Here is an 11,589-nt window from a genome sequence, read left to right on the forward strand (position 1 = left end):
GACACTTTGTTCGGCCGTGGGGCGGTGCTTAACTGAAGTCCCTTGGCCGACCAAAGGAGCCCTGTCATGAACCTGCATCAGTTCGCCGAAACCCACGAAGTCACCAACCAGCCACCGTCACTGGATGGTGCCAACCTGTACCGCATCGACTTGCCGTTGCAGGAATGGTCGCGACGGTTCGGGGCCGGTTGGGCCGAATCGCGGATCGACGCCTACGGCGCGCTGGCCGGTGGCCCGTTGATGGAAGCCGGGTTCCTGGCCAATCAGAACAAGCCGGTGTTCAACAGCCATGACCGGTTTGGTCATCGCATCGATTTGGTGGAGTTTCATCCGGCCTATCACCAGTTGATGCGCACGGCGGTCGAGCACGGCTTGACCTCGCTGCCCTGGGCGCACCCGCAGAATGGCGCGCATGTCGCCCGCGCTTGCATGTCGTATCTGCACAGCCAGGCCGAAGCCGGCAGTGGCTGCCCGTTGACCATGACCTTCGCCAGTGTCCCGGCCATGCGTCTGCAACCGGATCTGGCGGAAAAATGGCTGCCGAAAATCCTCGCCACCGAATACGACCCGCGCAACGTCGCAATGGCCCACAAGGCCGGAGTCACCATCGGCATGGCCATGACCGAGAAGCAGGGCGGCACCGATGTCCGGGCCAACACCACCAAGGCGTATCCGGTCGGCGCCAGCGGTCCTGGCCAGGCCTATGAACTGGTCGGCCACAAATGGTTCTGTTCGGCGCCGATGTGCGACGCCTTCCTGACACTGGCACAGACCGACAAGGGCTTGACTTGCTTCCTGTTGCCGCGCCATCGTCCGGACGATACGCGTAATCAGTTCTACATCCAGCGCCTGAAGAACAAGCTCGGCAATTGCTCCAACGCCTCCAGTGAAGTGGAGTTTCGTGGCGCACTGGCGTGGATGATCGGTGAGGAGGGCCGTGGCGTTCCGACGATCATCGAGATGGTCGCCATGACCCGCTTCGATTGCATGGTCGGTTCCAGTGCACTGATGCGTCAGGCATTGACCCAGGCCAGCCATCACTGCGCCCACCGTTCGGTCGGCGGCAAGCTGCTCAGCGAACAGCCCTTGATGCAAAACGTGTTGGCGGATCTGGCGCTGGAAAGCGAAGCTGCCCTGGCCTTGAGCCTGCGCATGGGCCAGGCGCTGGATCATCTGGATGATTCGCAGGAAGCCAAATTCGCCCGGCTGGTGACGGCGGTGGGCAAGTACTGGATCTGCAAACGGGCGCCGGCGATGATCAACGAAGCCGCCGAATGCATGGGCGGCGCGGGTTATGTCGAAGAAAGCATCCTGCCACGGCTTTACCGCGAGGCGCCGGTGAATTCGACGTGGGAAGGTTCCGGCAACGTGCAATGCCTCGACGTGCTGCGTGCCCTGTCGAAGGAGCCGGGCGTGCTCGATGCGCTGTTCAGCGAGCTGGGTGATGGCCAGGGTGACAAGCGCCTGGCTGCGCACATCAATCAATTGCAGGCGGCCTTCAAGGACACCAGTGACATTCAATACCGCGCCCGGCAGTTGACCGAGGACATCGCGCTGGGGCTGCAGGCCAGGTTGTTGCTGGAGGCGGGTAACTCCGCCGTCAGTGATGCTTTCATCGCCAGCCGCCTGAATGGTGGCGGTCGAGTGTACGGCGCGTTACCGCGTGGGTTGGATGTGGAAGCCATTGTCGCTCGCTCGACTCCGCAGGGCTTCTGACCCAGGTGCATGATCACCACTGGGCCAATGTGGGAGCGGGCTTGCTCGCGAATGCACTTTCACATTCAACGTTGATGTGACTGACAGGCCGCTTTCGCGAGCAAGCCCGCTCCCACATTTGATCTACGGTGAGCACAGAGTTTGTGTAGCAATCACTGTTCCCGTGAAGCAACGATGCAGGCAAGATGAAGGTCTGCAAGTCAGAACACAGGATGCTGATCGTGACCGAAGCTTTTATCGTCGTTCAAACTGCCGAGCAAGCCGTGGATCGGCTTGCGTTCTTGCACAATCGTGCAACCACCGCGTTGAGCCAGGCGCTCAAGCGTTACCTCAAGGATCGCGTCGAGCCTGATGCCGAACAGCGAGCGTTGTTCCGTTATCCCGAGCTGCGCCTGACCTACCATTGCCAGGGCGAAGTCCCGCAAACCACCCGCGCCTACGCCAAGGTCCAGCTGCCGGGCACCTACAGCGTCACCGTCACTCATCCGTCGGCTTTCCGTAAATACCTGCTGGAACAACTCGTGCCCTTGATGCACGACTTCACCGTGACCGTGGAAGTCGGTGTCAGCCAGCAGAACATCCCGTATCCGTATGTGGTCGAGCAGGGGGATGAACTGGCGGGTTCCGGCGTCACCGCTGCCGTGCTGGCGCGGGTGTTCCCGAGTACCGACCTGTCGGCCGCGACCGACGGCATCGCCGACGGTTTGTACGATTGGGAGAACACCGATCCACTGCCCCTGGCCCTGTTCGATGCCGCGCGGGTGGATTTCTCCCTGCGCCGGCTGGTGCATTACACCGGCAGCGACTGGCGTCATGTGCAGCCGTGGATTCTGCTGACCAACTATCACCGCTATGTCGACCAGTTCATCGTCCATGGTCTGGAGCAACTGCGCAAAGACCCGCGTTTCGTGCGCATGGTGTTGCCGGGCAACGTGATCATCGAAAAGAGCATGGATCACGGCGAGGCTTCGGCAATCGCCGCGGGCGTGGTCTGGCACCGCTACCAGATGCCGGCCTACCACCTGATCGCCAGCGATGGCCACGGCGTGACGCTGGTGAACATCGGTGTCGGCCCGTCCAACGCCAAGAACATCACCGACCACCTCGCCGTTCTGCGCCCGCATTGCTGGCTGATGATCGGCCACTGCGGCGGCCTGCGTCAGTCGCAAACCATTGGCGACTACGTGCTGGCCCATGCTTACATGCGCCGCGACGGCATTCTCGACCGGGTGGTGCCGCCGAACATTCCGATTCCGGCCTTGGCCGAAGTGCAGCTTGCGCTGCAGCAGGCGGCGGCCAATATCACTGGCGAGAGGGGCGACGAGCTGAAGAAACGCCTGCGTACCGGTACCGTGTTGACCTACGACGACCGTAACTGGGAATTGCGCTGGGCCCAGGAACGACCGCTGATCAACCTGTCCCGCGCCGTGGCGGTGGACATGGAGAGCGGCACCATCGCAGCGCAAGGTTATCGTTTGCGGGTGCCGTACGGCACGTTGCTGTGTGTATCGGACAAGCCGCTGCACAGTGAAATCAAGCTGCCGGGTTCGGCCAACGCCTTCTATGAGCGCGCGGTCAGCCAGCACTTGAAGATCGGTATCGAGGCGGTGGATCTGTTGCGCACCGAACTCAACTCGTTGCACTCGCGCAAACTGCGCAGCTTCGACGAGCCGCCGTTCCGCTAACGGTTGTCATGGTCATTTGGCGGTCAGGGCACTAGCATTAGCAGCCCTGACCGTTAGATGTTTCCTTTCTCATGTCTCGTCCTCCTCAACGTCCCGTTTCCCGCCGTCCTGGCACGAAACCGTCGCCTGCAGCCCCGCGCCGTGTTGCCAAGGCACCACCGGCCGAGCCGAAGCTGATCCTGTTCAACAAACCCTTCGATGTGCTGACGCAATTCAGTGACGGCGAAGGGCGCGCAACGCTCAAGGACTACATCGATGTACCGGGAATCTACCCGGCGGGACGGCTGGACCGCGACAGCGAAGGTTTGTTGCTGCTGACCAACGACGGTCAGCTTCAGGCGCGAATTGCCGACCCGAAGCACAAACTGGCCAAGACCTATTGGGTGCAGGTCGAGGGCGAGCCGAGCACCGAGCAGTTGCAACGCCTGCGTGACGGCGTCGAATTGAATGACGGCATGACTTTGCCCGCCGAGGCGCGGCAACTGGACGAGCCCGAGCTGTGGCCGCGCAATCCGCCGGTGCGCTTTCGCAAAAGCGTGCCGACCAGTTGGCTGGAGTTGGTGATTCGCGAAGGGCGCAACCGGCAGGTGCGGCGCATGACCGCTGCGGTCGGGTTGCCGACCTTGCGCCTGGTGCGGGTCAGAATCGGCGACTGGACAATCGAAGGGCTCGATCAGGGCCAGTGGAAAGAAGTGCCGGCGCGCTTATAAGGCGCCGGACTCGATCAGGCCGATCACCACGCTCTTGATGATGAACGCCGCCACGCCCAGGCCCAGCACGAAGAACAGGATGAACGAGCCAAAGCGCCCGGCCTTGGACTTCTTCGCCAGATCCCAGACGATGAAACCCATGAAAATGATCAGGATCGTGACCAGTCCGGTCATCATCCATTCTTCAAAAACTGCAGGATCCATCGAACATCTCCAGCGCGGGCGAGGCTAAAAGGGCGCGCCGAGTATACGCCAAGGGAGAATGGCGGTGAGTTGACCTGCGTCGGTGTGTCGCACCTGTGGCGAGGGGGCTTGCCCCCGTTGGGCTGCGTAGCGGCCCCGAAAGCTGTCTCTGAGTTTAATCTGATAGACCGCATATTTGTTTTGCGACCGCTGCGCGGTCGAACGGGGGCAAGCCCCCTCGCCACAATCAGCTGCGCAGATGAGTCAGCGGCAACTCAGTGCTGTTGAGCACCTGGTTCAGCACAAAACTCGAGCGCACGCTGGTCACGCCTTCAATCCGGGTCAGATGCCCGAGCAGCAGTTTCTGGTAGTGGTCCATGTCCGGCACCACGACCTTGAGTTGATAGTCGGCATCCATCCCGGTCACCAGGCTGCATTCGAGCACTTGGGGCAGGGTACGAATGGCTGCTTCAAAGTTTTCGAAACGCTCCGGCGTGTGACGGTCCATGCCGATCAGCACATAAGCCGTCAGGCTCAGGCCGAGCATTTTGCGGTCGAGCAGGGCGACCTGACGGGAAATGTAGCCGTCGTCTTCCAGTTGCTTGACCCGCCGCGAGCACGGCGAAGGCGACAGACCGATGCGCTCGGCCAACTCCTGGTTGGAGATGCGTGCGTCTCGCTGCAATTCCGCCAAAATACTCAGGTCGTAACGGTCGAGTTTGCTCATCAATCTGTCCTTTGTCGTAACTATTGCGACAGATTATCTATCCAGGGTTAAAAATTGCGCAAGTGATGTTTAATTCAGCAATCTTCGCAATCCTCTGCCGGCGCTCCCGGCCTATTCTTATCACCAGAATCACTGCTCGGACAAACAGTCCAGTGCGACTCGCCCAATCAGGCCAGTCGCGGCCGCCACCCCCACCGGGGATGTGCCGGCCCCCGAGCTACACACTGTCCAGAAGACGGCGTGAGGTGAGCCGACGTCAAAAGCGTTGAGCCAGGACGAAGTTCTCTAAGGGGAGGCCGACGGGTCTCCCCTTTTTCTTGCGCGGAATTTGCCCCCCAGCCCTCAATAAATAAGTTGCGCGACTGATAACCTGATGCAGAACCGGCCTGAGGTTTTCCAGTCTTACGTACAGGCCCTAACCCTCCGTGAGGAAAAGCATGAAATCGCGCATCTGGCGTTTAGCCGGTGTAGGTTTGCTGTGTGCCAGCGTCGCTGCGCAAACGCTGGCCGATGAACAGCAAAACCGTGGTCATGATGGCGGACAACATGGCCAGGATGGTCGTCAGGGCAACAATCAGGGCCATGGCGGCAACAACCAGCCGCCGCCGCAAAACAACCAGCAGCAGAATCAGCCCCGTGCGCAGAATGACGGCAACCGCCATGACGAGCACGACGGCCAGAATCAACATCAGAACAACGGACAGTGGCAGAACCGTCCAGCGCCGGATTTCAACAGCCGGGTTCGCTCGCCGCCGCCACCGCCGCAGTTGCCGGCCACTGACATGCCGATCCAGCCCCGTCCCGACACCGTGCGCCAGACCCAGCAGCCGCAGCGCGGTTACTACCAGGACCAGCCGCGTCGCAACAATTACAACCAGCACTGGAGTGGCTACACAAACGCACCCTCCTATGACAATCACTGGCAGGGGCGCTCGAGTGGCTATGGTAACGGCTGGGGGCCAGGCCCCAGGTATCGCCCCGGCCAGGTGATCGACCGCTTCCCCGAGCGCAACTTCCGCGTACCTTACCGTGGCATGGATTACTACTATTCCGGTGGCTACTGGTATCGCCCGCTGGGCCCGCGTTATGAGGTGGTACAGCCACCGCGCGGGATTCGCGTCAGATACCTGCCCGATTACGCCCAGCAGGTGTGGATTGGCGGGGCGCTGCTGTTCCTCGCGGCCGGTTCGTATTACGCCTACGAGGAAAGCACTCAGGACTACGTCGTGGTCGAGCCGCCAGTTGGCCAATCGCAACCGCCAGCCGGCAGCAATGGTTATGACGTGGAGGCGTATCCGGCCAACGGTCAGTCGCCGGAGCAGGTCAGTCGGGATGGCTACGAGTGTTATCAATACGCCGTGCAACAGAGTGGTTTCGATCCACGAACCGCCACCTACCAGCCGGACCCGTCGGTGGTGCAAGCCTACCGACAGGCCCAGGGCAACTGCCTGAGCAGTCGTGGTTATCAGGTGAATTACTGAGTGCGGGCGGCTTTCACCACTTCCCGCGGGTCGGCGTGCACCAGCACTTCGGCGCGCGGGTAGGCGCTGTGAATGGCCGCGGCAGCCTGATCGCTGATGCCGTGGGCGACTGACAGCGTCAGTTCCCCCGGCAACTCCAGATGCAACTGCACAAACCACTGGTTGCCGGAGATCCGCGTGCGCAGGTCATGTGCACCCAACACACCGGGCACGCTGCACGCCAGTTCCAGCATGTGCTGGCTGACATCCGGCGGCAGTTCTTCATCCATCAATACCGCAAAGCTCTCCCGGGCGATCCGCACCGCGCTCCACAGAATGTAGGCGGCGATGCCCAGGCCAAACCAGGCGTCGACCTGATACCAGCCAAACCCGGCCAGTACCAGTGCCAGCAGAATGCTGCCGTTGAGCAGCATGTCCGAACGGTAATGCAGCGAGTCGGCACGCACGGCGTTGGAGCCGGTAGCCTTGATCACCCGATGTTGCAACATCAGCAAGGCCAGGGTCAGGGCGAGCGAGAACACAATCACACCGATGCTGATCAATGGCGCGCCGATCGGTTCGGGATGTTTCAGACGATCGTAGGCCTGCAATGCAATCAGTACCGCACTGCCGCCAATGAACAACGCCTGGGCCATGCCCGCCAATGACTCGGCCTTGCCGTGCCCGTAGCGATGATCATCGTCGGCGGGGCGCAGGGCGTAATGCACCGCCAGCAGGTTGAGCAATGACGTGACGCCGTCGAGTGCCGAGTCGGTGAGCCCGGCGAGCATGCTCACCGAACCGCTCAGCCACCAGGCGATGGCTTTGGCGACGATCAACGTGCACGCCACCGCCACCGAGGCACGGGTCGCCAGCCGCAGCAGGCGGCCGTGTTCGGAGCTGGAGGTCATAGTGGCCATCGTTTCTTGAGAGTCCTTTCGCGTGTAGGGATTACGCAGCCGGTTGCAGGCCGAACATCGCCAGTTGCTGGGTGCTGCCCTTGCTCTGGATCAGACGTGGATCGTCCAGCGGGAAGCTGCGGCCCAGTTCGCTTTCCAGAATAGTCTGCAACTTGCGGTTATCGACTTTGCCGTCGGGGCCGATGGCGTCCTTGAGTTTTTGCGGGTCGACCTGGGCGGTCTTGCCCGGCTCGAAATAAATCGCGCCGGTGGCGAAGTCCACGGCAAACGCGATCAGGCCGGGGATGATGTAGAACAGCAGGCCCACGGCATCAAGCGCGGCGATGGCCGGGTCGATCTTGCCTTCGATCTGGCCACGGCGATCCGGGTAAAAAATCGAACCGCAGGCGGTCACTTGAGTCAGCAAGGTTGCGACCAGAACACCGCCAATCAGGCGAAAGGGAGCACGCATATGAAATCTCCTGGGTAATCTCAAAACGAAACGTCGTCGGTATGAATTAAGACCCTGACGAACGCCTTGCAGTTCGCCGTTATACTCGGCCCTCTGTTTTGGAGCCAGCATGATTTCTTTGCCGATTGATGAAGTTTTACCCGCCCTGCGTGAAGCCCTTGCTACACGCCACGAAGCCGTGCTCGAAGCACCGCCCGGCGCCGGTAAAACCACCCGCGTGCCTTTGGCCCTGCTCAACGAACCGTGGCTGGCCGGGCAGACCATCCTGATGCTCGAACCCCGCCGGTTGGCCGCACGCGCAGCGGCGGAGCGGCTGGCCAGTGAGCTGGGAGAGAAGGTCGGCGAAACCGTGGGTTATCGCATTCGACTCGATAGCAAAGTCGGCCCCAAAACCCGCATCGAAGTGGTCACCGAAGGCATCCTCACCCGGCGCTTGCAGGATGACCCGGCGCTGGAAGGCGTGGGCCTGCTGATCTTCGACGAATTCCACGAGCGCAGCCTCGACGCTGACCTGGCCTTGGCCCTGAGCCTTAATGGTCGCGAGCTGTTCCGGGACGATCAGCCACTGAAAATCCTCTTGATGTCCGCCACGCTTGAAGGCGAACGCTTGGCCGGGTTGCTCGACGACGCACCGATCCTGCGCAGCGAAGGGCGCATGTACCCGGTGGCGATGCGCTGGGGCCGGCCGTTCCAGGCCGGTGAATTCATCGAGCCGCGGCTGGTGCAGACCATCCTCGAAGCCTTGAACGATGAGACCGGCAGCGTGTTGGTGTTCCTGCCGGGGCAGGCAGAAATCCGCCGCGTACATCAGCAACTGGCCGATGCGCTAGGCGATAACCCCCAGGTCCTGTTGTGTCCATTGCACGGTGAACTGGACCTGGCCGCGCAACGGGCCGCGATCGATCCGGCACCGGCGGGCAAGCGTAAAGTGGTGCTGGCGACCAACATCGCCGAAACCAGTTTGACCATCAACGGCGTGCGCGTGGTGATTGATGCAGGTCTGGCGCGGGTGCCGCGTTTCGACCCCGGCAGCGGCATGACCCGCCTCGATACCCAGCGCATCTCGAAGGCTAGCGCCACCCAGCGTGCGGGCCGGGCCGGGCGCCTGGAACCGGGCGTGTGTTATCGCTTGTGGTCACAGGATCAGCACGAGCAACTGGCGGCCTACGGCAGCGCGGAAATCCTTTCGGCGGACCTTGCCGGACTGGCCTTGCAGCTGGGGCGCTGGGGTGTGACGCCGGGGCAACTGGTGTGGCTTGATGTGCCGCCCGCTGCCGCGTATGCACAGGCCCAGGATTTGCTCGAACGCTTGGGTGCACTGGAGGGCGAAGCGTTGACCCGTCACGGTCAGGCCATGGCCGAACTGCCGGCGCATCCACGCATCGCGCATTTGCTGTTACGTGGTCAGGCACTGGGTCTGGCAGACATGGCTTGCGACGTCGCGGCACTGCTCGGCGAGCGCGATATCTTGCGTGGCGGCGGGGCGGACTTGCACAGCCGACTGGTGCTGCTGTCTGGCGAAGAACGCGCCGCACGTGGCGCGCAGGGTGGCGTGCAACGCGCACGGCAACTGGCGCGGCAATATCGTGGTTACCTGCGCGGCAAAGCCGCGGAGCCGGTCAGCGATCCGGATCACCCGCGTTGGCTCGGTGCCTTGCTGGCGCTGGCCTATCCCGACCGCGTTGCCCAGCAGCGGCGGGCCGGTGGCGCGGAATATCGATTGGCCAACGGGCGTGCCGCACTGTTTGCCGAGGCCGACAGCCTGATGAAGCAACCGTGGCTGGTGATCGCCGATCTGGGTAGTCGTCAGGGCCAGCGTGAAGAGCGGATTTATCTGGCGACGGACTTCGATCCGACGCTCTTCGATTCAGTGCTGGCCGAGCAGGTGCGTTGCGTCGATCAACTGGATTGGGATGAGCGCGAAGGTGTGCTGCGGGCCGAGCGTCAGCGCAAGGTTGGCGAATTGATCCTCAGCCGTGAACCGCTCACCGGCCTCGACGAAAGCGCCCGCAGCCAGGCACTGGTGAATCTGGTGCGGCGCAAAGGCCTGGAGCTGTTGCCATGGACCCCGGAACTGCGTCAGTGGCAGGCGCGAGTGGCGTTGTTGCGGCAACTGGACCTCGCCGGCAAAGGCGAGAGTGAGTGGTCGGATGTCAGCGATGCAGCGTTGCTCAAAAGCCTGGAACACTGGCTGATGCCGTATCTGGGCAAAGTGTCGCGGCTCAGTCACTTCGCCAATCTGGACCTGTCGAGCATCGTCCACAACCTGCTGCCCTGGCCGTTGCCGCAACGGCTGGACGAGTTGGCGCCGCATCATTTGAGCGTGCCGTCGGGCTCGTCGATTCGCCTGGACTACAGCGAACAACCGCCGATTCTGGCGGTACGTTTGCAGGAGTTGTTCGGCCTGGCCGAAACCCCGCGCATCGCCGGGGGCCGGCAGGTGGTGAAACTGCACTTGCTGTCCCCGGCGCGGCGGCCGGTGCAGGTGACTCAGGATCTGGCGAACTTCTGGCGTAGCACCTACGCCGAAGTGAAGAAGGATTTGAAGGGACGCTACCCGAAACATTATTGGCCGGATGATCCGCTGGTGGCTGAGGCGACTGCGCGGATCAAACCCCGGAAATAATATCGAAGGCTTGGCTTGAAACTGTGGCGAGGGGGCTTGCCCCCGTTGGGTCGCGAAGCGGCCCCAAATGCTGCTACAGAGTTGTGTCAGACTCACTGCATGTAATGGATTGCGACTGCTTCGCAGCCGAACGGGGGCAAGCCCCCTCGCCACAGAAGTTACTGTGATCGTTCTGCCTTGGCGGTGAGCTGTTCGCGGCAATAGTCAGCGAAAAGCTGTGCCGGTTTGGTCAGTTGCCCGCGCTTGAGCCATGCCGCCACCAGTCCGGAACCGGTGACGTCTTCGGCGATGTCCACGCACACCACTTTCTGCCCGTCGTAGGTGCACTCCGAATGTGGTTTGGTCACCAGGATCGAGAAGCCGAATCCTTGTCCAACCATGCCGCGCACCATCTCGATCGATGGCGAGCTGAAGGCAATGCGCGGGGTCAGGTCCAGCTCTTCGAACAGACTGACGAAATAGGTCCGGCTCGGCTGCACGTCCAAAAGAATCATCGGCTCCAGGCACAGGTCCCGCAGTGAGACTTGTGCCTGCTGGGCAAAACGGTGATCGGCCGGCAGCAGCGCGTAAGGCCGTTGTGCCGGCATCAAGGGTTCGGTTGCGATGGTGCCGTCGAGGTCATGTTCATAGAGGATTGCCAAATCGAACGCGCCGGACGTCAGGCCTTGCACCAGCTCTTGCTGCTCGCCGTCGCGAATGCGGATTTCCACCCCCGGATACAACGCCGAAAACCCGGCGATCAATTGCGGCAGGTACAGCGGCGCGACGGTTTCGAAACAGCCGATATCGATCTGCCCGGACACCACGTCGTTGTCGGCCAGGGCGTTCTGTTCGAACTCCTTGGCCATGCGCAGCAGTTCCTGGGCCTTGCGGTAAAAGCGTGCACCGCTGGGGGTCAATGACACGCCTTGGGCGTGATGACGGATCAGCAGTTGCACACCGAAGCTGTCTTCCAGCCCTTTGATGGCCGTGGAGATCGACGGCTGGGCGATGTACAGCTTGCGCGAGGCCTCGGCGACGCTGCCGCACTCGACGGTGGTGATGAAGTATTTCAGTTGACGCAGATTGTAGGCAGCCACAGCAAACCTCGGGGGCGAACGGATCAGGCATC

At 61.9% G+C, this 11,589-nt stretch carries 10 protein-coding genes; 5 read left to right on the top strand and 5 right to left on the bottom strand.

The window, feature by feature from the left end; translation table 11 throughout:
* Positions 1-66: 66 nt before the first annotated feature.
* From PMI28_RS05470 to PMI28_RS05460, 3 genes are all read left to right on the top strand, one after another.
* On the top strand, positions 67-1,716 hold the full coding sequence (locus PMI28_RS05470) for an acyl-CoA dehydrogenase family protein (protein WP_007990657.1): 1,650 nt from the start codon (positions 67-69) through the stop codon (positions 1,714-1,716).
* Between the two features lie 185 nt (positions 1,717-1,901).
* Complete coding sequence (amn, locus tag PMI28_RS05465; protein ID WP_177318985.1) at positions 1,902-3,401, top strand: AMP nucleosidase; 1,500 nt, start codon at positions 1,902-1,904, stop codon at positions 3,399-3,401.
* A 71-nt stretch (positions 3,402-3,472) separates the two neighbouring features.
* Positions 3,473-4,111, top strand: a complete 639-nt coding sequence (locus tag PMI28_RS05460; RefSeq protein ID WP_007990660.1) for a pseudouridine synthase — start codon at positions 3,473-3,475, stop codon at positions 4,109-4,111.
* Here the strand turns inward: PMI28_RS05460 and PMI28_RS05455 are convergent.
* On the bottom strand, positions 4,106-4,315 hold the full coding sequence (locus tag PMI28_RS05455) for a DUF2788 domain-containing protein (protein ID WP_007975837.1): 210 nt from the start codon (positions 4,313-4,315) through the stop codon (positions 4,106-4,108). The two genes, PMI28_RS05460 and PMI28_RS05455, sit on opposite strands and share 6 nt — an antisense overlap.
* A 226-nt stretch (positions 4,316-4,541) precedes the next feature.
* Positions 4,542-5,021, bottom strand: coding sequence for an Lrp/AsnC family transcriptional regulator (locus PMI28_RS05450; RefSeq protein ID WP_007937367.1), 480 nt, complete (start codon positions 5,019-5,021; stop codon positions 4,542-4,544).
* A gap of 437 nt (positions 5,022-5,458) precedes the next feature.
* Here PMI28_RS05450 and PMI28_RS05445 point away from each other — a divergent pair, with 437 nt between their 5' ends.
* The gene (locus tag PMI28_RS05445) at positions 5,459-6,502 is read left to right on the top strand and encodes a DUF6515 family protein (protein ID WP_007990663.1); all 1,044 of its coding nucleotides are present in this window, start codon (positions 5,459-5,461) and stop codon (positions 6,500-6,502) included.
* Here PMI28_RS05445 and PMI28_RS05440 read toward each other — a convergent pair.
* Positions 6,496-7,392, bottom strand: a complete 897-nt coding sequence (locus PMI28_RS05440; RefSeq protein WP_033063556.1) for a cation diffusion facilitator family transporter — start codon at positions 7,390-7,392, stop codon at positions 6,496-6,498. The two genes, PMI28_RS05445 and PMI28_RS05440, sit on opposite strands and share 7 nt — an antisense overlap.
* Positions 7,393-7,432: 40 nt before the next feature.
* Positions 7,433-7,852, bottom strand: a complete 420-nt coding sequence (locus PMI28_RS05435) for a hypothetical protein (protein ID WP_007990667.1) — start codon at positions 7,850-7,852, stop codon at positions 7,433-7,435.
* 109 nt (positions 7,853-7,961) lie between these two features.
* On the opposite strand from PMI28_RS05435, the gene hrpB reads away from it, so the two are divergent.
* Positions 7,962-10,478 carry an ATP-dependent helicase HrpB gene (gene hrpB, locus PMI28_RS05430; RefSeq protein WP_007990669.1) on the top strand — a complete coding sequence of 839 codons (2,517 nt, stop codon included), beginning with the start codon at positions 7,962-7,964 and terminating at the stop codon, positions 10,476-10,478.
* A 158-nt stretch (positions 10,479-10,636) separates the two neighbouring features.
* On the opposite strand, the gene PMI28_RS05425 is transcribed toward hrpB, so the two are convergent.
* On the bottom strand, positions 10,637-11,557 hold the full coding sequence (locus tag PMI28_RS05425) for a LysR substrate-binding domain-containing protein (RefSeq protein WP_007990672.1): 921 nt from the start codon (positions 11,555-11,557) through the stop codon (positions 10,637-10,639).
* Between the last annotated feature and the right edge of the window lie 32 nt (positions 11,558-11,589).

The organism is Pseudomonas sp. GM48 (assembly GCF_000282335.1).
Classification (GTDB): Bacteria; Pseudomonadota; Gammaproteobacteria; order Pseudomonadales; family Pseudomonadaceae; genus Aquipseudomonas.

Coding starts and splice junctions, on each gene's coding strand:
- PMI28_RS05470 (WP_007990657.1), top strand. CDS start 67: ATGAACCTGCATCAGTTCGCCGAAACCCACGAAGTCACCAACCAGCCA.
- amn (WP_177318985.1), top strand. CDS start 1,902: ATGAAGGTCTGCAAGTCAGAACACAGGATGCTGATCGTGACCGAAGCT.
- PMI28_RS05460 (WP_007990660.1), top strand. CDS start 3,473: ATGTCTCGTCCTCCTCAACGTCCCGTTTCCCGCCGTCCTGGCACGAAA.
- PMI28_RS05455 (WP_007975837.1), bottom strand. CDS start 4,315: ATGGATCCTGCAGTTTTTGAAGAATGGATGATGACCGGACTGGTCACG.
- PMI28_RS05450 (WP_007937367.1), bottom strand. CDS start 5,021: ATGAGCAAACTCGACCGTTACGACCTGAGTATTTTGGCGGAATTGCAG.
- PMI28_RS05445 (WP_007990663.1), top strand. CDS start 5,459: ATGAAATCGCGCATCTGGCGTTTAGCCGGTGTAGGTTTGCTGTGTGCC.
- PMI28_RS05440 (WP_033063556.1), bottom strand. CDS start 7,392: ATGACCTCCAGCTCCGAACACGGCCGCCTGCTGCGGCTGGCGACCCGT.
- PMI28_RS05435 (WP_007990667.1), bottom strand. CDS start 7,852: ATGCGTGCTCCCTTTCGCCTGATTGGCGGTGTTCTGGTCGCAACCTTG.
- hrpB (WP_007990669.1), top strand. CDS start 7,962: ATGATTTCTTTGCCGATTGATGAAGTTTTACCCGCCCTGCGTGAAGCC.